This is a genomic window from Corynebacterium hansenii (assembly GCF_030408795.1).
In the GTDB taxonomy this organism is placed as follows: domain Bacteria; phylum Actinomycetota; class Actinomycetes; order Mycobacteriales; family Mycobacteriaceae; genus Corynebacterium; species Corynebacterium hansenii.
The window spans coordinates 2,110,505-2,133,285 of sequence record NZ_CP047211.1 but is presented as its reverse complement, the minus strand read 5'-3'; the positions used below and the strand labels follow the sequence as shown (position 1 = coordinate 2,133,285).

The following is a 22,781-nucleotide window of genomic DNA, read 5'->3' as shown; positions in this document are numbered from 1 at the left end:
CGTATAGTCCCGATGATGCCTATCTGTAGGCAAGCCTAACCTTTAGCATTCGCTCCGGAGGGTGCGTCGGGCATCGTTGCAAATCAAAGAAAATGCGCATCTAACTGCGTGAATGGAAATGTGTGAGGTGTGACACAGGAAATGGTGGGCGAAGCCCGCGTGATGTAGCGTGTCCCACATTTGGCGCCTATTGGAAACCATTGGCAATTAGAATACATGTCACCTTGGATGGTGCAGAAGGAGACCGGTGATCGAATCCAAGAAGCTGCAGGAACTGCTCGCGGGGGTGCTGGGGGATTTCGATCCGGGGAAGTCGTTGATCGACCAGGGGTTGGATTCCTTCGGTGCGGTGCGGGTGCAGCGGGAAATCGCCAATCAGTTTGACGTCGACGTCCCGTTGTCGGAATTCCTCCGGGACGCGCCCGCCGCCGAGCTGGCCGACACCGTTTCGCGCACCGTCGGCGGCGCCGCGCCGTCACCGGAATCGCCGGTGCGTGCGGAGGTCGCGCCGGGCCCCGTGGACCGGGACTCGTCGCCGCTGACCCCGGTTCAGGCCACGTACTGGGTCGGCCGCCACGGGGACTACCCCCTCGGCGGGATTTCGACCCGCTTCTACCTGGAGTTCGATCTGCTTCACGACGGTGACCGCACCGCCTTCGTCGGGCATCTGGAAGAGGCGTGGAACCGCGTGGTCGACCGCCACGGGATGCTCCGCGCCATCGTGGGCCGCGACGGGCTCCAGCGTCTTCCGGAGGAGCGCGGGGTGCACCGCATCGCGGTGAGCGATGAGCCGACGGAGGCGATCCGGGAGCGCCTCGCCCGGCGTGTGCCCGATCTCGCGCAATGGCCGGTCCACGATGTCGAAGTGGGCGTCATCGATGATCGGACGGTGCGCGTGCATGTGGGATTCGAGGTGGTGCTCATCGATTTCCCGGGCATCGTCAGGGTGCTCGACGACTGGGGCAGGGCCCTCGAGGGCGCCGATCTGGGCGAGGAGACGACCACGTTCCCGGAAATCGTCAACGGCCTGCCCGGGGCGCCGGCCCCCGCCGATCTCGCGCACTGGGAGAAGAAGGCTCCGCAGCTGCACCCGGGGCCGTTGACTGACGAGCAAGTCGATGCCGATGCCGCGCGGCCGCCGCGGTTCCACCGCCATGAAGCGACCATCCCCGCGCCGGAGTGGGCCAAGTTCCGCGACAACGCGCGGGCGCACGGCGCCAGCCCGTCGGGCGCTCTGTTGGCGGTGGCGACGCATGCGTTGCGCTGCGCGGGAACGCGGGAACGGTTCAGCCTGGGGGCCACGTTCTTCTCTCCCGACGGCACCGGCGACGCCCCGGTGGGCGACTACACCCGCACAGGCGTCGTGGACGCGGGCGAACCGGGCGGTGCCATGGGGCCGCGGGCGGCCGCCGCGACCCGGGAATTGTGGGATGCGCTGGAGCACGCCACGGTCACGTCCGCGGACATCATGAGGATGCGCGCGGCCGCGGCGTCCGGGGAAGGGGCTCCCGCGGACGACGCGGCGGCCCTGCCCGAGTTCCCCGTGGTGTTCACCTCCGCCATCGGCCACGGCGGCGGTCCCGCCCACTGGCCCGGGATTCCCCGCTGGGGCGTCAGCCAGACCCCGCAGGTGCTCGCCGATCTGCTGCATTGGGAACGCGACGGCGACCTGGTGCTGGCCTGGGACTGCGTGGACGCGGCGTTGCCGGAGGGATTCGGCGACACGGCGCTGGGCGTGGCCGTCGCCGCCATCCGGGCGCTGGCCGACGCCGCCGCCTGGGACGACGCCGCCCTCGCGACCGATCCGTGGTTCCGCCACCCCGATGAGGTGCAGCGCCCCCGGTCGGCCACGGCCGGGGATCCCGCCATCGACGCCCTGCTCCGCGAGCGCGCCGGTGCGGCGCCGGAGGCCACGGCCGTCATCGACGCCGAGGGCACGTGGAGCAGGGCGGAACTGGACCTGTGCGCCGACGCCGTCGCCGCCGCGGTGTCCGCCGCCGCCCGGGACATCGGCGAATACCGGACGGGTGCCCCGGTGCTGGTCCAGATGGGCAAGTCGAGGGATCAAATCGCCGCCGTGACCGGCATCGTCCGGGCCGGCCTGGCCTACATCCCCGTCGATCCCTCGTGGCCCTCCCGCCGCGTCGCCGCCGTCGCGGCGAGGTCCGGCGCGAAACTGTGCATCGCCGACGACGGGGTCGAGCTCGCGGAAGGCGTCGCGCGCATCGACCTCGGCACGGAGAACCTCGGCTCGGGGGACGTTGGCACGGAGAAGCCCGGTGGCGCGGGCGGCTCCGCGCCGGATGATGCGGCCGACCGAATCGAACCCGGCCCGGAGGATCTCGCGTACGTGATCTTCACGTCCGGTTCCACCGGCGAACCGAAGGGCGTCGCCATCGAGCATGACCAGGCCCGCACCACCATCGACGACGTCAACGTGCGCTTCGGGCTCGCCGATTCCGACGTCGTGCTCGGGTTGTCGGCGTTGAGCTTCGACCTGTCCGTGTGGGACATCTTCGGCGTCCTGGGGGCCGGCGGCGCGCTGCTGCTGCCCGACGGAGAGAAGCTCCGGGATCCGTCGCACTGGCTCGAACTGTGTTCGCGGCACCGGGTCAGCGTGTGGAACTCGGCGCCGCCGCTGCTCGAAATGCTGGTGGAATACGCGGAGATCGATCCCGAGCCGGCGAAGGAAGCCCTGCGGCACCTCCGCCTGGTCATGTTGTCCGGCGACTGGATTCCCGTCACGCTGGCCCGGCGCCTGTGGGAGCTCGCGCCGAACGCGCGGGTTTACAGCCTGGGCGGGGCGACGGAGGCGTCGATCTGGTCCATCCACCACCCCGTGGCGCCGGGCGACGAGTTCCAGCCGTCGATCCCGTACGGCGCCGCGCTGGGCGGCCAGTGGTTCCGGATCCTCGATGACGACGGCGATCCCGCCCCGATCGGCGTCCCCGGCCATCTGCACATCGGCGGTGCCGGGGTGGCCCGCGGGTACATCGGCGACCCCGGGCGCACGGCCGAGCGCTTCCGCGTGCATCCGCGCACGGGCGAGCGGCTCTACGACACCGGTGACATGGGCGAGTGGCTCCCGAACGGGGAGATCCGTTTCCTGGGCCGGGTTGACCGGCAGGTGAAGATCAACGGTTTCCGCATCGAACTCGGCGAGGTGGATGCCGCGCTGTCCCGGTGCGCGTCGGTGCGCGCCGCCGTTTCCGCCGCTCCCGAGGACGCCTCGGGCCGCAAGCGCCTGATCTCCCACGTGGTGCCGGCCGATCCGGAGAACATCGACGACGGCGCGCTGCGGGCGGAACTCGGGCGGCTGCTGCCGACGTACATGATCCCCTCCCGGTTCATGGTCCACGACCGGCTGCCGGTGACCGCCAACGGGAAGATCGACCACAAGGCGCTGCCGAATCCGTGGGAGAAGGGGGCCGCCGCTCCGGCTGCACCGGCCGCTCCCGCTGCGCCGGACATTCCGGCCGCTCCGACCGCTCCGCCCGCGCCGGCTGGGCCTGCACCCGCCGTCGCCGGAACCCCGGCCGGAACCCCGGCCGATATCCTCCCCTCCGCTCCGGTCCCCGCTGCCGCCGCCGAGCCCGCACCCGCCGCCGACGATCACGGGGATCTGACCCCCACCCAGTTGGGCATCGGTTCCCTCGAACTGGTGCGCATGGCCAACGTCATCGAGGACCGCACCGGGCAGCGGCCCCCGCTGGCGCAACTGCTGTCGCGCCCGTGGCGGCGGACGCTCGAGGCCGCCGGGCTCGTGGACGAGCAGCCGGCGGTCCCGGCCCCCGCCGCCGAGCGGCGCAACGTCGGGGAGACGGAAGAGTCCGGCGGCGGGGTCGTCGCCGAGCAGCCGCCGGAAGGGGATCTCCTCGCCGCGGGCGTGGCCGCCGGGGGGCGCTTCCGCGCCGAGTTCCCGCGAACGGGGGAGCATCTGGAGGAGCAGTTCCTCAGGGTCGGCCACTGGCTGCGGTCCGTGCGCGCGAGCGTCGCCGACGGCGTGGACGTGATCGCCGAGCCCGGGACGGGGGAGACCCTGTGCACCGTGGAGCTGTCGGCCGGGATCGTCGCGCCGGCCGTCCCCGAGCCGGACCTCCGCCCGGCCCCGCTGACGCCGCTGCAGCTGGGATACCTGGTCGGTCGCGCGGACGAGTGGCTCGTCGACCCCGTGACCCCGCACTACTACACCGAGGTCGCGATGGAATCGCTCGACGTCGCGGCGCTGCGGGCCGCCCTCGATGAGGTGGTCGCCGCCCATCCGGCGCTGTCGCTGACCGTCCGCGCCGACGGATCGCAGATCATCGATCCGGCGTGTCGCCCGCACGTGGCGTACCGCGATTTCCGCGGCAGCGCGGATCCGGAGCGCGACCTCGCCGCGGTGCGCGCGGAAGGCCGCCGCGGCGTGGCCGAGCCCTTCGGCGAGCCGTGGCTCCGGCTCGCCGCCAGTCGGCTCGACGACGGTTGGCGCCTGCACATGTCCATCGACATGCTCTTCTGCGACGTGATCGGGGCCCGCGTCCTCGCGGAGGATCTGCTGCGGGCCTACCGCGGCGAGCGCCTCGATCCGCCGGCGGCGTCCTTCCTCGGGCATGCGCGGGCACTGGCGTCGGCGCCCGTGCGCGGCACCCGCGCCATCGGCGGTGCCTCGGAGCGATCCGTCGGGGGATCCGCCGGGCCGGCGCCCGTGCTGTTGCCCGCGGCCGCGCCGACGTCCGGGCGCTTCGCCCGCTCGCGTGCGTTCGTCGATTCCGCGGCCGCCGACGCGCTGGCCGCTCGCGCCCGCGAAGCATCCGCGACGCTCGACGGCCTGATCGCCGCGGCGGTTTCCGCCGTCGCGGGCGCGGTGACCGGTTCCCCCGCCCAACCCATCGTCGCCACGGTGCTGTCGCGGCCCCGCGGACACGAGCGGGTCATCGGCGAGTACACGTCGACCGTCGTCCTGCCCGCGCTGGATGGCCCGATGGCCGCCCGGGCGCGGGACCTCACCGGGATCCTCGTCGACGCCGCGGACCGGGCGCACGCGGGCGCCGCCGATCCGGCAACCGCCGCCGAGCGCGGCGCCGGGGCGGGCGGGGGCCCGGTGGATGGCCCGGTGCCGCCCATCGTCTACTCCTCGGGGCTCGGTTCCGGGGGAGACCAGTCCGAGGTGCTGGGCGCTTTCGGCCGCACGGTCGACGCGATCTCGTCCACCCCGCAGGTGCTCGTCGACGTGCAGGTGTTCCGGCGCGACGGCGGGTTGGCCATCATCGTCGATCATGCCGCCGATGCGCTCCAGGCGGGTGCCGGCGACGCCATCGCCGAGGGCATGGCCGCCGCGCTGGGGGCCATCGCCGATGGGGCGCTGCGGCTTTCCGACGCCCTGGTCCGGCCCTCGTCGTTCCTCCCGGATGGAGCTTCCGTGCTGCGGCCGGTGGACGTTTCCCGCGGCAATTTCGAGACGCCGGCATTCACGGGAACCTCCCGCGTCGCGCCGCCGACCGCGGGCGCGGCGGCACCGGACCCCGCGCCCGCGGAACCTCTCGGGGGCGGTGCCGGCGGTGCGGTGCGGATCGAGCGCGTCATCGCGGAGGGGCTCGGCGGCATCCTCGGCACCGCCATCGGCGCGGCCGATCGGTCCCGCGGCTTCTTCGACGTCGGCGCGGCGTCGGCGGACCTCGTCCGGCTGCGCAACCATCTCGTCGCCGCGGGCCATGAACTGACGCTTCTCGACGTCTTCGCGCACCCGAGCATCGCGGAACTCGCCGCGTTCCTGGCCGGGGCGGCACCGGCACCGGCACCTGAATCGGCGGCGGAACCGGCGCGGGCGCCCGAACCGGATCCCGCCGTCCGCTCCGTCGCAAAGCCCGTGGGCGGCGAGCCTTCCGGGGCGCCGCTCGACGCCGCCCGCCTGCGCGGCGGGTCGCGCCGCCGCAATGCAATCGACCTCATCACCGCGGACCCGGCCACCGGGTCCGCGCCGGTCCCCGCGAACGTGACCGGCACCGACATGAATGGAGCACGGCGATGACCGCCAACCCCGCAATCGCACCGACCGATGTTGCGATCGTCGCGGCCGAATGCCGGTTCCCCGGAATAGACGGGTTGGATGACCTGCACCGCCGCATCCGCGCGGGAGCACCGGTCACCGGCCCCGTCGACGGCGAAGCCCCCGGCGATCCCGTGGACGCGCCGGGCTACCTTCCGGTCGGCTCGGACCCGGGCCCCGTCGAGGAGTTCGACCCCGCGGTGTTCGGCATGTCCGACCGGGAAGCCGAGCTGCTCGAACCGCAGGCGCGTGTCCTGCACGAACTGTGCCTGCGGGCGCTCGACTCCTGCGGCCACGGGTTCGGCGCCGGCATCGGGCGGGCCGGGGTGGTGCTCGGCGCCACCCACCCGTCGTTCCTCCACGACCGTTTCCCGGAATTCGATCCGGTGGGCGGGGCGGATCCCGTGTCCGTCATGGAGCAGTCCCTCGGTTCCTACCTCGATTACCTGGCCACGGGCGTCGCGCACCGGCTGAAGCTGACCGGCCCGAGCTACACGGTGCAGACCGCGTGCTCCACGTCGCTGGTCGCCGTGCACCTGGGCACCCAGCAGCTGCTGTCCGGGGAATCGGATCTGGTCCTGGCCGGCGGAGCCACCATCCGGACCCCTTCGGGCCGCGGATACGTCCATGTGCCGGACGGCCCCTTCTCCGCCGACGGCCGCACCCGCCCGTACTCGGCCGACGCCACGGGCGCGGTGTTCACGCAGGGCGCCGGAGTCGTCGCGCTGCGCCGGGCCACCGACGCGATCGCCGACGGAGACCCCATCCTCGCGATCATCCGCGGGTCTGCGGTCAACAACGACGGCGGCCGCTCCGCCGGGCTCATCGCCCCGTCGAGCTCCGCCCACGCGGAGGTCATCGCCGAAGCGCAGGCGATGGCGGGCGTCGACCCCCGCGACGTCACGTACCTCGAGGGCCATGGCACGGGCACCATCCTCGGCGATCCGCTGGAAATCGCCGCCATGGCCGGGGCCTTCGGCCCGGCGGAGCGCCCCTGGTGCACCGTCGGATCGGTGAAGTCCGTCCTCGGGCACTCGGAGGCGGCGTCCGGCATCGCCGGTCTGCTCGCCGTCGTCGCCGCCCTGCGGAACCGCGAGCTTCCCGGGCTGATCGGCACGGGGGCGCCGTCGCCGGCGCTTCCGGTGGAAGGCTCCGCGCTGCGAATCGCGGATCGCCCGCGGACCTGGGGCAAGCCCGACGACGTCCTCGTCGCCGGCGTCAGTTCGCTCGGTTTCGGGGGAACCAACTGCCACGTCGTCGTCGCCCAAGCGCCGAATGCGGCCGGGGCGAGTGGACATGGGGGTGCGGTCGACACCGGATTGCCGGCGTTGCTGCCGCATTCGGCGGCCACCCGCCGCTCCGCGAAAGCATTCGCCGACGCCCTCTCCGACTGGGCCGCCCGCCACCCGGGCGAGGCCGCCGACGCCGCGTGGACGCTCGCGGACGGGCGGGCGCGGCTGCCGTACCGCGGCGCGGTCGTCGTCGATTCCACAGGGCGCACCCTCGACGTCGTCCGCCCGCGGGAATGCTCCGCCGACGCCCGGGTGGTCTTCGCGTTCCCCGGCGGCGGCGCCCAGCGCGCGGGCATGCTCGAGGACCTGGTCTCCGCGCACCCGCGGTGGCGCCGGGAACTCGATGAGCTTTCCGACGCCGTCGCCCCGCACGTCGGCGGGGACATCCGGGCGATCTGCGCGCCGCGTGCGTACGGCCTCGACCCGGTGCCGGCGGAGGACCCGCTGCTGGGCCTGCCTGCGCTCGTCGCCGCGGAGATCATCTGCGCGAAGGCGCTCATCGACGCGGGCGTGCGCCCCGCCGCGCTCATCGGCCACTCCACCGGCGAGTACGCCGCCGCGGTCGTATCCGGTGCCCTGACCTTCCGGGACATCGCGCCGCTGCTCGGCGCCCGGTCCCGCGCACTCGCGTCGACTGCGGCGGGGGCGATGGCCCGCGTCCGCGGCGGGGCGGACATGGCGGAAAACCTGCGCGCGGAGTTCCCGTCCCTGGAGATCAGCGCCCTCAATTCGCCCGTTTCGACGGTCGTGGCCGGCGATGTCGCGACCATTTCCGATCTGGTGGCCTCCCTCGGCGACGCCGCCGACGTGGTGCCGGTGACCGTAGCCGCGCATTCCTCGTTCGTGGAGCCGGCGCTGCCGCGGGTGCTCCGCGCCGCAGAAGGGCTGCGGGCCGGCGATCCGGCGCTTCCGGCGTACTCCGCGGCCACAGCGGGGCCGGTGGACCGGCATGAGCTTTCCGACGCCCGACATTGGGCCGGCCACCTGCGCAATCCCGTGCGCTTCCATGAAACGCTGGTCGCCCTCGTCCGCGATGCCGGCGGCCCCGTGGCCGTGGTCAACGTCGGCCCCGGGGCGTCGTTGGCGGCGCTCGCGCGTGAAGCCGGCGATCCCGGCATCATCGCCACCGTCACCGCGGCCGGCGACGACGGCACGGTGTCGGACGCCTCCGTGGCCGCTGCCGCCGCCGAGCTGTGGACCGCCGGCGCCGAACTCGATGTGCCGCGCGGCCGCCGGGTGCCGCTGCCCCCGTACCCGTTCGACCGCAGGAAGCTGTGGCCCGCAGACCCGGACACTTCCCCGCGACGCGGAAACTCTCCCGGTGGATCCGGTGGATCCGGTGGCGCCGCCGGGTCCGGCGGGGCGGTTAGCTCCGGAGCGGCAGGTGCAGAGGCGGGACCGTTCCACCGCATCAGAGAGGTCCCGTTGCCGCCGATCGGGCGCCGGGCCCCCGGGCCCCGGACGGCCGTCTCACTCGCCGCCGACGCGGAGTCCGCCGTGGCTGCGCTGCCGGGCATCCTCGCCCGCCACGCCGCGGCCGATCGGATCCTGGAGCTGAGGTGCGCGTCCCCGGACATCGCCCGTCTCGTCGGGGCCGCGCTGCGTTCCCTGCTCGCCGAGATCCCGGCGCGGGCCATCGCGGTCGCCGGCGACGTCGACGTCACCGCCGTCGATGCGGCGGCCGCCGCCGGGGCCATGGCCGTCTTCGATGACGGGCGCGGCCCCCGGGTGGAAATGCCGGTGCCGGCCGCCGGCGTCGCCGCCGATGCTCCCGGCGCCCTCGATGCGGGGGAGTGGGAGCTGCCGGACGTCGCCGTCATCCTCGGCGGTGGCGGGCGCGTCGGCCGCGCCCTCGGTTCCGCGTTGGCGGAGTCGGGGGTCCGCGTCCTCGTCGGCACCCGCGGCGAAGGCCCCGGGCACGTCGATCCGGCGAACGCCGACGACGTCGCGCGGCTGCTAAGGGGAGCCGGCTGCGGGCCGGGTTCCACCGTGATCGTGTCCACGGGCGTCGTCGGCGAGAAGGCGTTCTCCGAGGCCTCCGAGATCGACGAGAACACGGTGCGCGAGCATTTCGCGGCGAAATCCGACGTCGTCGGCGCGGTCGCGGACGCCTGCGCCATGCTCGGCGCCGACGCGCCGGGCCGCGTGCTGGTGATGTCGTCGCTCGCCGCGCACGTCGGCGGGCTGGGCCTCGCCCCCTACGCCGCGGCGAACCGCGCGGCCGAGCTGGTGCCGCCCCCGTCGACCCGGACCACCTGGACCGTGATCGCCTCGGATGGCTGGATGCTGGGCGGGGCCAATTCCTTCGGCGACCGGCTTCTCGACGGCGCCCTCCCCGCCGACTGCGCCGTGCGCCACGTCGTCGGGCTGCTCCGCCATCCCGTCGATGGCACGGTGCTGCTGACCCGCAGGGATCCCCGCGCCGCGCTGCCGGGCCGGGCCGCGGCCGGCTCGGGCGACGTGGGCGGCGACCGGGTCCTCGGCACCGGAGACGGCCCATCGGCTGACGCCGCCGGTTCCGCGGACGGAAGCGCGACCGACGAAACGGCGTCCCCGGAACACCGCGTCGAGGGCATCCGATCGGCGTGGCGGCGGGCATTGGGCCGCGACATCCCCGACGACGCCGACTTCTTCGCCCTCGGCGGCAGTTCGCTGCAGGCCACGAAACTCCTCGCGGAGGTCCGCGATCGCCACGGCCTGGACATGCGGCTGCGCGATTTGCTCGCCGACCCGACGTTCGCGGGGATGGCCGGACGGGTCGCTGCCGCCCCCGCGGCCCCCGCCGCCGACGCGCGTGGCACCGACGCCGTCTCCGCGGCGGAGACGGCGGATGGTTACGCCGCCACCACCGCCGGCGGTCCCGCGGACCGGGCGGGAGCGGGCGACGCCGAACCGGCGCCGTCGCAAAGCAATCGGACCTGGCCGTTGACGCCGGTGCAGCGGGCCTACCTGACCGGGCGGACCCGATCCTTCGGCATCGCGGCCGCCGCCTGCCACAGTTTCGTGGAAACCGTCGTCCCCGACCTCGACGTCGAGCGACTCGGCGCGGCGGTGACCGCCGTGATCGGCCGGCATCCGATGCTGCGGGCCATCGTCGATGCCGAGGGGCACCACGCGGTCGAGCCCGGCGACTACATCGTCCCCGTCACCGACTGCCGACGCGGGGGCGACTCCGCGGCGGCCCTGGATCGCTGGCGCGAGCGCAATGCGACACGGACGACGCCCGCCGACCGGTGGCCCCTGGTGTCGGTGTCCGTGGCGCTGGCCGACGACGGCGCGCACATCGGCTGGTCGGTCGACGTCCTCGTCTGCGATGCGGCGAGTTTCGGCGTCCTCTTCGACGAGGTGTCCCGCGCCTACCGCGGCGAGGCCCTGCCGCCGGCGCCGTCCGTCCACTTCGGCGATCACGTCCGGAGCCTGCGCATCACCGGCGCGGACGCCGCCTACTGGGAGGAACGTGCGGAGCTGCTGCCTCCCGCACCCGACCTCGGCGACCCGGGCGACGGCGCGGCCGCGGAGTTCATCCGTGCCACCCACCGGCTCGACGCCGGCCTCGACGAGGAGCTCACCCTCGCGGCGGCCCGGCTGGGCGTCACGCCCACGACGGTGCTGCTGACCGCCTACGCCGCCACGCTCGCCGCGGAAAGCGGGGCGGCGGAGCTGTCGGTCGTCCTGACCGTGTTCGACCGCCCGGCCGGGTTCGGGGGCGTGATCGGCGACTTCACCACCCTCGTGCCGTGCGCGCTGGAGGTCACGGGGAACTCCCGCGTAGACGTCCGGTCCACGGGCGCCGCGATGTTCGAGGTCCTCGATCACGCGACGGTGCCGGCGCCGGAGATCCTCGCGACGAGGTCCGCGCTGGACGGGGAACCGTTCCGACTGCCGGTCGTGTTCACGTCGACGCTGGGCACCCAAGTCGACGGCGGCGCCGGCGGGCGCGGGCTCGGGTCGCTGGTCGGCGGCGCCAGCCAGACGCCGCAGGTGATCCTCGACCACCAGGTCTTCCTGTGGGAGGGCGCGACCCACGTGCAGTTCGACGCGCTGGCGTCCGTCTTCGACGCGGCGCGCCTGGACGGGTTCCTCGCCGCCTACCTGGACAACCTCGCCGCCATCGTCGCCGCGGGGGAGGGCCGTCCCGACGGGCCGGCCGCCCGTGCGGACGGGCCCGCCGGGCCGGAGCCCGACGACGCCGACCGGGCGCCCGAAGACGCCGGGGCATCGCCCGACGCCGACCCCGTGCCCGGCGATGGTCCGGTGCCCGAAGAATCCGACCCGGTGCTCGCCACCTGGGCGCGGATCTTGGGCGTCGACCGCGCCGGCGTCGACCCCGATTCCACGTGGGCGGAATCCGGCGGCGACTCGCTCGACGCCATCCGCCTGGTCGCGGCCTTGCGGGCCCTCGGCATCGACGCCGACGTCGACGAGATCATCGGCGGCGCGACGCCCGCCACGTTGTCCCGCCGCGTGGCCGATGCAGACCTCCCGGCCGTCCCCGCCGCCATCGTGCGGCACCCGGCCGGTGAGCCGTTCCCGCTCACGCCGCTGCAGCAGGCCTACCTGGTCGGCTCCCGCGGCGGGTGGGCCTTCGGCCATGATTCGGCCCACTTCTACGTCGACTACTTCGACCCGGACGTCACCGGCGACGCATTGCGCCGCGCGGTGCGCGCGCTCATCCGGCACCAGCCGATGCTCCGGGCCGTCGTGCTGGACGACGGCAACCAGGTCGTCCTCGATCCGCGGGACCCGGCTCTCGACGAACCTCCGGTGGAGGTCATCGACCTGCGCGACGCCGACGACGGCGCCGTCTCCGGGGCCATCGACGGCATCCGCCGCACCTGGCCGGACGAGCCGGTCGATCCGACCCGCTGGCCGAGCTTCCGAGTGCTGGCCCACCTGCTCCCCGGCGGCGGCGCGCGGGTCCACGTGCAGGCCAGCCTGCTGTTCGTCGACGGCTGGTCCTTCTACCTGTTCTTCGATCAGCTGCTGACCTTCGCCGACGACCCGAACGTCGTGCTGCCGCAGCCGTCGCTGACGTTCGCGGATTACACGGCCACCGTCGCCGAGCTCGACGGGGCGAAGCGCGACGCGGACGCCGAGTGGTGGCGCGGCGAATTGCCCGCGCTGCCGGCCCCGCCGGCGCTGCCGCTGGTCTCGGCCAGCGGGCACGGCATGGTCCGCGAGGCCAGGCGCCTCGACGCGGCCCGGGCCCGGGAGCTGTTCGACCGGTGCCGGGAACGGTCGACCACGCCGACCGCCGTCATCGGCGCCGCATGGGCGCGCGCGGTGTGCGCGCTCACGGGGGACGAGGAGCTGCTGCTGACGGTCCTGTATTTCAACCGCCGCCCGGTGGCGGAGGACATCGACCGGGTGCTCGGCCCGTTCTCGACGACGACGCTGATCACCTGCGCCCCGCGGGCGTGGGGTTCCGGTGCGCCGGATGGATTCACCGGTGCCCTGGCCCGTTCCCTGGCCCACGGCGCGGTGACCGGGGTCGAGGTGGCGCGCATGCTGTCGCGACATCGCGCCTCCCGAGAGGTCGTGGCGCCGGTGGTGTTCACGTCCACGCTCGGCTTCGGCGACGGGGCCAGCGAAGCCGCCACCGCGCGCATCGACGAATCCGACGTGCATGAACGCGTGGTGACGCCGCAGGTGCTCCTGGACCTGCAGGCCTCCGCCGAAAACGGGTCCATCGCGGTCAACCTCGATTCCCCCGCGGGCGCATTCCGCCCCGAGGTGACGGAGTGGCTGATGGAGCGCGTCCTCGCCGACGTCGACGGGTTCATCGACGGAGAAGGGTTCGCGAAGATGGAGGAAACGGAGGAACCCGCAATCTCCGGCGGGCCGTCGGAAAGCGGCGTCGATCCCATGGATCCGGAAAATTCCGCGGCCCCGCGCGGTGCCGGCGCGGCGGCGGGCACCGGCGCGACCGATGCCGCCGGTGCGGTCCGTGCCGCGCCGCCGACCGCCGCAACCGCGGCGTGGAACGAGGGCACGTGTTCTCCCGAGGCGCTGGCGGCGGTGGCGGAGGAGTTCGCCGCGGCGCTGGGCCGCCCGGTTCCCGCCGATGCCGACCTGTACCGGGAAGGCGGCGATTCGTTGACGATGATCCGCATCGTCGCCGGGTTGCGGAGCCGCCGCGACCTGGAGATCCTGCCGGAGGACTTCCTCGCCGACCCCACCCCGGCCGGAGTGGCCGCCCGGGTCCGGCCGCGGCTCGATCCGGCGTCGCATGTGCTGCCGCTGTGCGGCGGCACCGGCGAACCGCTGTACCTCCTGCATCCGTCCGGCGGGGACGTCCTCTGCTACATGGGGCTCGCCCGAGGTTTGGGCGACCGCCCCGTGTACGCGATCTCCGACCCCGGCCTGGAGGGAACGCCGATGCCCGTGGACATTGCCGCGGTGGCCGACGCCTATGCGGCGGTCATCGTCGCCCATCGCCGGGAACTCGGCGAGCGCGGCACCCACGGCCTCGACGGCGACGGCGATGGCCTGCTGCTCGGCGGCTGGTCGATGGGCGGCACCGTCGCCCACACCCTGGCCGTGCTGTTGAAGGGCCGCGGCGTCCGCGTCGCCGGCCTGATCCTGCTCGATTCGAACTCGCCCGACCTCATCCGGGCCCTGACCGGCATGGACGAGGCCGAGGTCGACGCCGAATTCGCGCGCCGGTATCTGCAGTCGCTCCAGGCCTTCGCCGACGGCGACGTCGACGCGTCGTCCGTGACCGCCGAGCGACCGGCGGCGTCGGTGGCCCGCGCCCTGGACGCCCGGGGGCTATCCGCCGGCGAAGTCGAACGGCGGCTGTCCGTGTTCACCCGGCATCTGGCGGGTCTCGCGGAGCTGAGCGCACCGACGCTCTCCGGCGTTCCCGCATTGCTGGTCGAGGCCGGCGAGAAGAGCCCCGCGAACTCCGGCGTGGGGATGGGCGTGGATGATGCGGTGGGCGTCGAAAAGCTCGGTTGGGGCGACGCCCTCCCGGCCGCCACCGAGGTGGCGACCGTCGCCGCGCACCACTATTCGATTCTGAAGGACCCCGCGCTGCAGGACGTCGTCCGCCTGGTCGGGGGCTTCCTGGCCCGGATCGGCGATGAACTCGATGCCGGGCGCGAGGAAGTTGCACGACCCGCCGGGGACGATCGTCCCGGCGCAGACCATGGATCCGGCGGGCGGCCGACGCCCGCGGAATCCCGAACGAAGGAGCCCGTCGATGGCGGAGAATGATTTGCCCGGTTCAATGGAGACGCAGGCTCCGCCCCAGGAGGAGCGGCGTCCGCAGGGCCCGGATTACCGGTCCGCGCCGCGCCTGCTGTCGCGGTTCATCGGCCGCCGCGCCCCGGTGATGGCCGCGGCGATCGCGTGCGGCATCGTCGCCGGCGTGTGCGAGGTTCTGCCGGCGTGGGCCGTGTGGCGTTTGGTGTCGGCCATCGTCGACGGCGGCGCCGACATGGGCGACGTGACGTCCGCGGCGTTCATCGCGCTGGCGGGCGTGGTCGGCAAGGCGGTGTTCTTCGCGGCGTCGACGGCCCTGGCCCATCTGGTCGCGTTCGGCGTCATCGCCGACATCCGCATGGAGCTGGGCCGGGTGTGGACGTCGACGTCCGTCGGCGCGCTGGCCCGCGTGCATTCCTCGCGGGCGAAGACCATCGCGCTCGACCATTGCGAGAAGCTCGAGCTGTTCATCGCGCACGCCGTGCCGGAGGCCGCCGCGGCGATCACGATGTGGTCGGCGGTGACCATCTGGCTCTTCGCCGTCGATTGGCGGCTGGCGCTGGCGACCGTCTTCCTGGTGCCGTTCGCGTTCGCCACGATGATCCATGCGATGCGCTCCAACGGGCACCGCATGGGGGAGTGGGTCGCCGCCAACGGCCGCATGGGCGCGGCGATCCTCGATTTCATCACCGCCATGCCGGTCATCCGCGTGTTCAACCGCACCGGCGAGGACCATCGCCGCACCTCCGACGCAGTCCGCCGCAATGCGGAGCTGCAGTCGGCGTGGGGCAAGGCGTTCGTCACGTGGGGTGCGCCGTTTTCCACGCTGGTCGCCTCCGGCATCGCGGTCATCGCGCCCGTCGCGGCGTGGCTGCTGTCGCGGGGCGAGGTGGAGCCCGCGGTGGTGCTGCTGTTCATCATCCTCGGCCCCACGTACCCGGTGCCGCTGGTGACGCTGTTCTACCGCATGGTGGTGCTGCCGATGCTGGCCACGGGGGCCGCCGAGATCGAGGCGCAGCTCGCGTCCGTGCCGGCGGGCGGATCCGGCGGCGCCACGTCGGAGCCGCGCGACGCCGGAGAGGCGCCGGGCCGACGCGACGTCGATGTCCGCTTCGAGGGCGTGACCTTCTCCTACGAACCCGGCGTCCCGGTGCTCCACGACATTTCGTTCACCGCGCCCGCCGGCGGGGTGACGGCACTGGTGGGGGTGAGCGGTTCGGGCAAGTCGACGATCGGCGAGCTGGCGCTCGGGTTCCACCGGCCGGATTCCGGCCGGGTGCTCATCGGGGGCCGCGACGTCTCGCGGCTTTCCGACGCCGACCTCTACCCGATGGTGTCGGCGGTATTCCAGCGACCGCACCTGCTGGCCGGGACGATCCGCGAGAACATCCTGCTGGGGCGCCCCGATGCATCTCCGGCGGAGATCACCGCCGCGTTGGACGCCGCCGCGGTGACCGGTTTCGCCGATGAGCTCGACGACGGCCTGGACACGCGGCTGGGCGAATCCGGTTCGGGATTGTCCGGCGGCGAACGCCAGCGGACGTCCATCGCCAGGGCGCTGCTGGCGGACCGGCCGGTGCTGATCCTCGACGAGGCCACCGCCGCCACCGACCCCGACAACGAGGCGCTGATCCAAAACGGCCTCGCCGAATTGACGGCCGACGGGACGGTGCTGGTCATCGCCCACCGGTTGCATACGATCCGCCGCGCCGACGCGATCCTCGTCATGTCCGGCGGGCGCATCGTCGAACGCGGCACCCACGAGGAGTTGATGTCCGCGGACGGCGAATACGCGCGCCTGTGGAGGCGCCAGGAGGAAACCATGACCCCGATCCGCCGAGGAGACGACCGATGAAGCAGTTGATGGTTTTGTGGCGGCTGACCGGCCCGCACCGGTGGGCGGTCGCCGGCGGCGCACTGCTGAGGGTGGTGCAGTCCCTGTTCCTCGGCGTCGCATTCGGCGCGGCGATTTCCATCGTCGTCCAGCTGGTGCGCGGGGAAATCCCCGATGGCTCCGACGTGACCCGCGTCCTCATCATGTGCCTGGCATCCCTGGCGGGGCAGCTGGTCACCGGGTGGTTCGCGGCGCGCCTGTCCTGGCTGGCGTCCTACCGGGCGGTGGCGCACATGCGGTTGCGCGTGCTGGGCCACCTCCGGGAGATCCCGGTCGCGGTGCTCGGCGAGCGTTCCCGGGGCGATACGGCGGCGCTGCTCAGCTCCGATCTGCAGCTCGTGGAGGATTTCCTGTCCGAGGGGCTGCCGCGGCTGGGGCAGGCGCTGGGTCTGCCGGTGCTGGTGATCGTCGCCGTCGGCATGCAGGATCCCCTGCTCGCCGCCACGCTGGCGCTGCCCATCGTCGCCATGCTGCCGGTCATGTCCTGGTCGGGGCGCAAGCTCACGGCGCTGGGCGACGTGCGGCAGGCGAAGCAGGCCGGTGCGTCGGCCCGCATGATCGACACGGTCTCCGCGATGCCGGCGCTGCGCGTCTTCTCCACCCGCGACCGCACGCTGAACTGGTACGGCTCGGCCGTCGAGGAGTTCCGGGCGATCAGCGTGACCATGGTGCACCGGCTGCTCGTGCCGGTGTCGGCCGCGGGACTGGTGCTGATGGCCGGCATCCCGCTGACCGTCGCTGTGGCCGGGCGCGCCGCCGTGGCGGACACCGCGAACGCCGCGCTGGCCGCGGTGGTGCTCGTGTTGGCGCTCAACGTGTACCAGCCGGTGCAGGGGCTGCTGTCCACCAACGAGTCCTGGCAGATGGCGCAGGCGTCGCTGCGCAGGGTCATGGCCGTGCTCGGCATCGAGCGTCTGCACGATCTTCCGGCGTCGGACGCGGACCGTCCCGGCCGGGGCGCGGAAGTGCGCCTCGATGCGGTGAGCTACCGCTACCCGGACGGCACTCCCGGCATCGACGGGGTGAACCTGGTCGCGGAGGCCGGGAAGATGACCGCCATCGTCGGCCCGTCGGGCGCGGGCAAGTCGACCATCCTCAACCTGATCGCGCGTTTCGACGACCCGCAGTCGGGCACCGTGTCCATCGGGGGAACGGATCTGCGGCGATTGACCCCGGACGCCCGTTCCGGCTTGGTCACCGTCGTCTTCCAGGACGTGCATCTGTTCCCGGGCACCATCGCCGAGAACATCGCGGTGGGCGACCCGGATGCGACGGACGCCGAAATCCGCGCCGCCGCCGAGTTGGCCTGCGCCGATGAGTTCATCCGCGAGCTGCCCGACGGTTACGCGACGGTCTTGGGCGAGGACGGCGCGGGGCTGTCCGGCGGCCAGCGCCAGAGGTTGTCCATCGCGCGCGCGGCGCTGAAGGATGCGCCGGTGGTGCTCCTCGACGAGGCCACCGCCGCCCTGGACCCGGTCAACGAGGCCGCCGTCCACCGCGGTTTGGCGGCGCTGCTGGAGGGCCGCACGGCCATCGTGGTGGCGCACAAGCTGGGCACGATCTCGTCGGCGGACCGCATCGTCGTGCTCGACGGGGGACGGGTCGCGGAGGAGGGCGACCATGAATCCCTGCTCGCCGGCGGTGGGCTGTACGCGCGTCTGTGGGAGACGCTGCGGGGCGCGGCGGAGTGGACGCTGGGCTGATCTGGGCCGGTGGCGGCGGGCCTTGATGGCCCCAATCCCTGTACAAGGCCCCCCGGGGCGGTAAACTCCCCGGAGAAAGGATCGTGGGTCATTGACGGGACCCGCGGCATTCTCGAGATATGGAGGACCGGAGAAGTGGTCGACGCCACTGGCGCTGTGCAGGATTACGCGGATTCGCTGGGCATTGAAAAGGGCCTGCGGGTTCAGGAAGTCGGTTGGGACGAAGACTGCGACACCGCCATCAGCGAGTCCGTCGAGGAATTCCTCGGCGAGGATCTGCTGGACGAGGAAACCGATGAGGTCGTCGACGTCGTGCTGCTGTGGTGGCGCGAGGACGACGGTGATCTGGTCGACGGTCTCGTCGACGCCGCCCGCCCCATGAACGACAACGGCCGCATCTGGCTGCTCACCCCGGGCGCCGGCCGCCCCGGTTTCGTGGATCCGGGCCTGATCGACGAATCGGCGCAGCTGGCCGGGCTGACCGGCACCTCCGCGATCCGCCTGGGCCAGTGGCAGGGCAACTGCCTGGTCCAGCGGGGTGTCAAGCGCCAGTAGCGAGCTTCGCGCCGGTGGCTTTGCGACGCCGGCGTCGAACGTGGAGCGGCCCTCCGGCTCGTGCCGGGTGGAACCGCGTGCCGCGTCCTCGGCGCCGTACCCGTCCAAGTTGCGCACCGGTGCATCGGCCTCCCGTCAGCGCAGTCGGAACGGCGTGAGCCGCCCCGGCCCGAAGAACGGTCGTCCGAAACGGGTGTGTTACCGTTTTCGGCGACGTCGCCCAAGCGGCATCAGCGGCGATAGCTCAGTGGTAGAGCTCTGGTTTTACACACCAGCGGTCGGGGGTTCGAAACCCTCTCGCCGCACGCGAAAAGTGCGCCGATCACGGCACCTCGACCCCGTCCCGGACCGTCACCGGGGCGGGGTTTCGCCGTATTCTGGCCCGGCATGATCGGGCGGGGCCCGTCTTCATTCCGGCCCGGCATGATCGGGCGAACCCCCGACGCGAGATCGCGCGGCCCCGGAATGGGCCCGCGGTCCCCGAGCAAGGAGCAGCGATGACGTCCACCCTCCGACGCCGTATCCTCGGCCGCGCCGCGGCTCTGGCGGCGGGTTTCGCGGCGGACCGGGTTTTCGGGGACCCCGCCCGCCATCACCCGGTGGCCTGGTTCGGCACCGCGGCACACCGGCTGGAGCAGCGGATGTGGGCCGACTCGAAGCCGCGGGGGACGGCGTATGCGGCGGCGCTCGTCGGCGCCCCGGCCCTCGCGGCCGCCCTGATCGCCCGCCGTGCCCCGAAAATCGCCCTGGCCGCCGCGACGTGGGCGGCGCTCGGCGGCACGACGCTGGCGCGCACCGGGGAGCGGATGACCGACCGCCTGGAAGCCCGGGACCTCGCCGCCTCCCGCGAGCTGGTGCCGTGGCTGTGCTCGCGTGACCCGGCGAAACTCGACCTTGACGGCGTGGCCCGCGCGACCGTGGAGTCGCTGGCGGAGAACACCTCCGATGCGGTGTCCGGCACGCTGCTGTGGGGCGCGGTCTTCGGCGCCCCCGGCGTGGTGGCGCACCGCTGCGGGAACACCCTCGACGCGATGGTCGGCTACCGCACGCCGAAGTGGGCGAACTTCGGGTGGGCGTCGGCGAAATTCGACGACCTGATCAACTGGGTGCCGGCCCGCCTCACCGGCGCCGCGACCGTCATCGCCGGACCCGATCGCGCGGGCGCGTGGCGGGCCTGGCGCGACGATGCGCCCGGTCACCCCAGCCCCAACGCCGGCGTGCCCGAGGCGTCCGCCGCCGGAGCCCTGGGGGTGCGGCTCGGCGGCGCCACCGCCTACGAGGGCGGCGTGGAGCACCGCGCGGTTCTGGGGAACGGGTCATCTCCGACGGTCGCCGACGTGCGCCGCGCCGTGACCCTGACGCGGCGCGTCCAGGACATCACCGCCGCGATCTGCGTCGGCGGCCTGCTGGTCGCGGCGATCGCCGCCCGCTGACCCGGAACCGGCGCGTCGGGCGCGGCCGCATCGGATTCGGCGGGCCGGAATCGCCCGGTCGGAAACGGTCCGGTCAGAACCGTTCGTCGTCGAGGCCGTGGCCCTTGCGGCGGCGGCCCTTGTGCCCGGAATCGCCGTAGCGGGCGGCCAGCCTCCGAGCCCGCTCCGCGGCGGGATCCGGAGCCGGTGCACTCGCCGGCGGTGCGGAGGCCTCCCGCGCCTCCCGATCCGCCACGCCATCAGTCGCCCGCTCCTTCGTCGCGGCTCCCGCGCCATCGTCGACCGCCGCTCCACCTTCCGCGGCGCCCGCACGAGGCTCGGCGGGGGACGGGGCCGCCGCGCCGTCGTCAAGCGAAGCCCGCAGGGCCGACTCCTGTTCCTCCCGGTCCCGGCGCCGCTCCCGGGCCTCCGCGACGATGAACCACACCAGCGCGGCGGGGGCCATGATGCCGAAGAAGATCCACTGGATGCCGTACGCCAGGTACGGGCCGGACTCGAGCGTCGGCAGGGGGATGGGGCGCAGTCCGCCGGGCTGGCCCTCGGCGAGCTGGATGTAGTCCTGGTGCAGGTCCAGGCCCATGATCCCGCCGATCTGGTCGATGTTCAGGCCGTAGACCTGCGTCGGCTCGCCGGCGGCGCCCTCCAGCGGCGGACGCTCCGGCGGGATTTCGCCGCGGCGCGCGTAGCCGAGGATGGTCACCTTCCCCTTCGGCGCCGCCTCCATCGCCGGGATGCCGCCGTCGGATGGCGACTCGAAACCGCGGTTGACCAGGTACAGCGTGCCGTCATCGGCGCGGAAGGCGGTCAGCGCGTGCGTCGCCGGAGTGCCGTCGACCGGGCGGTTGCGCAGCAGCACGTCCGAATCGGGCAGGAACTCGCCCTGCGCGGTGACCCGCCGCCACTCCGTGCCCTCCGCCAACTCGCCCTCGGCGGGGAACAGCTCGGACGCGTCCACGGGATCGACCTCGAAGGCGTGGCGGAGCTGCTCGTTGCGCTCCTGGCGGGCCTCGTTCTTCCCGAGCTGCCACGGCGCGAGCACCGTGAACGCGATGTAGGCGAACGCGACGCAGACCACGGCGGTGAGCACCCAGCCGGGGGTCAGGAACTGGCGGATTCGGGATTTCACGCCGCCCACCTTACTCACCCGCCCGGATCGCCCCGGACGCGGAAGGGGGTTGGGCGGGCGGTTGCCGCGGGGCGGTGGTGTGGGCCGGCCGCCGCTTTGCGACGCACCGTGACGTTCATCATCGGCGGGCACGTTCGGGCACGGTCGTGGAGTAGAATCGGCCGTTATCCCACATGTTCGCAAGTCGGAAGGTGCCCGTGTCCTCAACCGCCGCTACGCCGCCGTCGCGTTCGCGCTATGGCGCGGTCTTCCGCCAGTTCCTCAAGTTCGGGATGGTCGGCGGCACCGGCGTGCTGGTCAACACCGCGGTGGCGGTCGGCGCGCGCAAGCTGGGCTTGGAGTGGGGCATCAACGAGCACGAGGTGTTCGCCAACCTGCTGGGCACCCGCTGGAACATCCGCTGGTCGCACGTCTACGCGACGCTGGCGTTCCTCATCGCCAACGTGTGGAACTTCCAGCTCAACCGCTCGTGGACCTTCCGCACCGACAATCGCCCCAACTGGTTCCGCCAGTTCGGGCCGTTCCTGCTCGCCGGGCTGTCGGGGCTCATCGTCAGCTTGATCACCATCACGGCGCTGACCAACCCGACGTCGCCGCTGGCGCTGCCGGACCACATCTTCGACGACTCCAGCGGCCTGCGCACCAAGTTCTACTGGGCCAACCTGATCGGCGTGCTGCTGGGCACGCCGGCGAACTTCCTGATCAACAAGATCTGGACCTTCCGCGTGCGCACGCTGGCAGGCAAGGATCCCCGCCCGAAGGACCGCGAGCGCATCGAGCTCAAGGAGTTCTAAGGGCCGGGGAACGGGGCGCGCAGCCGACGCGGCTACGGACCTACCGCGTCGACGAGTCCACGAGGAACCCGCTCACCGCGGCGAGGAGCCCCGGCGTGGCGGCCTCGATCTCGCGGCGGGTGCGGGCGAAACCGGACGCGTCGCCGTAGTAGGGATCGGCGACTTCGGCGTCGGAGGGGGAGTCCGGGTCGAAGGACCGCATCAGGCGGATCTTCTCGGCCGGGATGCCGCGGGCGATCAGCTGGGAGACGTGGCCGTTGTCCATGGCGATGTAGAGCGTCGCGTCGATGTGCTCGGCGCCGAGCTGCGCGGCGACGTGCGCCGAGTCGTGCCCGGAGCGCTCCAGCTCGGCGCGGGCGCGGGAGTCGGCGGGCTGGCCGACGTGCCAGGCGCCGATGCCGCACGACGCGACGAGCACGTCGTCGGCCATCCCGGCATCCTCGAGGGCATCGCGGACGATGATCTCCGCCATCGGAGAGCGGCAGATGTTGCCGCTGCACACGAAGACGAGGTACACGGACTCGGTGCGGCCAGGGGCGGACATGGGATCTCCTCGGTGACGGGACCGGCGGATGGCGCCGGAACACGCGGCGGCCCGGTCACGGGGTCCGGTCGGGGACCTCGGCGAAGGGGCGCGCCGCAACGGCCGCCCGGCTCGGTCGCCGACCCGGCCGGGTCGCCGCCCGAGAGGCGGATTTTTCCGAATGACAAGGTATAACGGCGGCGCCGCGGGAGCCAATTCCCGACGCC

General features: G+C 73.1%; 9 protein-coding genes and 1 tRNA gene. 8 read left to right on the top strand and 2 right to left on the bottom strand.

What is annotated here, in order from left to right:
* Positions 1-247: 247 nt before the first annotated feature.
* The 7 genes from CHAN_RS09275 to CHAN_RS09245 all read left to right on the top strand — a co-directional run bounded on the left by CHAN_RS09275 (position 248) and on the right by CHAN_RS09245 (position 20,111).
* A complete protein-coding gene (locus tag CHAN_RS09275) occupies positions 248-6,010 on the top strand; it encodes an amino acid adenylation domain-containing protein (protein ID WP_290289033.1) in 5,763 nt (1,920 codons plus the stop codon).
* Positions 6,007-14,538, top strand: a complete 8,532-nt coding sequence (locus CHAN_RS09270; RefSeq protein ID WP_290289031.1) for a type I polyketide synthase — start codon at positions 6,007-6,009, stop codon at positions 14,536-14,538. The genes CHAN_RS09275 and CHAN_RS09270 overlap by 4 nt, the downstream gene beginning before the upstream one ends.
* 13 nt (positions 14,539-14,551) lie before the next feature.
* Positions 14,552-16,381, top strand: coding sequence for an ABC transporter ATP-binding protein (locus tag CHAN_RS09265; protein ID WP_377748480.1), 1,830 nt, complete (start codon positions 14,552-14,554; stop codon positions 16,379-16,381).
* Entirely contained in the window at positions 16,378-18,123 is a 1,746-nt protein-coding gene (locus CHAN_RS09260) for an ABC transporter ATP-binding protein (protein ID WP_290289026.1), read from the top strand. The genes CHAN_RS09265 and CHAN_RS09260 overlap by 4 nt, the downstream gene beginning before the upstream one ends.
* Before the next feature lie 135 nt (positions 18,124-18,258).
* On the top strand, positions 18,259-18,678 hold the full coding sequence (locus CHAN_RS09255) for a DUF3052 domain-containing protein (protein WP_048741733.1): 420 nt from the start codon (positions 18,259-18,261) through the stop codon (positions 18,676-18,678).
* Positions 18,679-18,911: 233 nt separating this feature from the next.
* Positions 18,912-18,983, top strand: a tRNA-Val gene (locus CHAN_RS09250).
* 192 nt (positions 18,984-19,175) lie between these two features.
* On the top strand, positions 19,176-20,111 hold the full coding sequence (locus CHAN_RS09245; protein ID WP_290289022.1) for a CobD/CbiB family cobalamin biosynthesis protein: 936 nt from the start codon (positions 19,176-19,178) through the stop codon (positions 20,109-20,111).
* A gap of 73 nt (positions 20,112-20,184) precedes the next feature.
* Here CHAN_RS09245 and CHAN_RS09240 read toward each other — a convergent pair whose 3' ends face one another.
* On the bottom strand, positions 20,185-21,237 hold the full coding sequence (locus CHAN_RS09240) for an SURF1 family cytochrome oxidase biogenesis protein (protein WP_290289019.1): 1,053 nt from the start codon (positions 21,235-21,237) through the stop codon (positions 20,185-20,187).
* A gap of 173 nt (positions 21,238-21,410) precedes the next feature.
* Here CHAN_RS09240 and CHAN_RS09235 point away from each other — a divergent pair, with 173 nt between their 5' ends.
* Positions 21,411-22,031 carry a GtrA family protein gene (locus CHAN_RS09235; protein ID WP_377748463.1) on the top strand — a complete coding sequence of 207 codons (621 nt, stop codon included), beginning with the start codon at positions 21,411-21,413 and terminating at the stop codon, positions 22,029-22,031.
* A 40-nt stretch (positions 22,032-22,071) separates the two neighbouring features.
* Here the strand turns inward: CHAN_RS09235 and CHAN_RS09230 are convergent, their stop codons facing one another.
* Positions 22,072-22,575 carry a low molecular weight protein-tyrosine-phosphatase gene (locus tag CHAN_RS09230; protein WP_048741741.1) on the bottom strand — a complete coding sequence of 168 codons (504 nt, stop codon included), beginning with the start codon at positions 22,573-22,575 and terminating at the stop codon, positions 22,072-22,074.
* Positions 22,576-22,781 lie beyond the last annotated feature (206 nt).

Excerpts from the sequence above, each read along its gene's own strand:
- CHAN_RS09230 (WP_048741741.1), bottom strand. The coding sequence starts at position 22,575 with ATGTCCGCCCCTGGCCGCACCGAGTCCGTGTACCTCGTCTTCGTGTGC.
- CHAN_RS09270 (WP_290289031.1), top strand. The coding sequence starts at position 6,007 with ATGACCGCCAACCCCGCAATCGCACCGACCGATGTTGCGATCGTCGCG.
- CHAN_RS09260 (WP_290289026.1), top strand. The coding sequence starts at position 16,378 with ATGAAGCAGTTGATGGTTTTGTGGCGGCTGACCGGCCCGCACCGGTGG.
- CHAN_RS09245 (WP_290289022.1), top strand. The coding sequence starts at position 19,176 with ATGACGTCCACCCTCCGACGCCGTATCCTCGGCCGCGCCGCGGCTCTG.
- CHAN_RS09265 (WP_377748480.1), top strand. The coding sequence starts at position 14,552 with ATGGAGACGCAGGCTCCGCCCCAGGAGGAGCGGCGTCCGCAGGGCCCG.
- CHAN_RS09235 (WP_377748463.1), top strand. The coding sequence starts at position 21,411 with ATGTTCGCAAGTCGGAAGGTGCCCGTGTCCTCAACCGCCGCTACGCCG.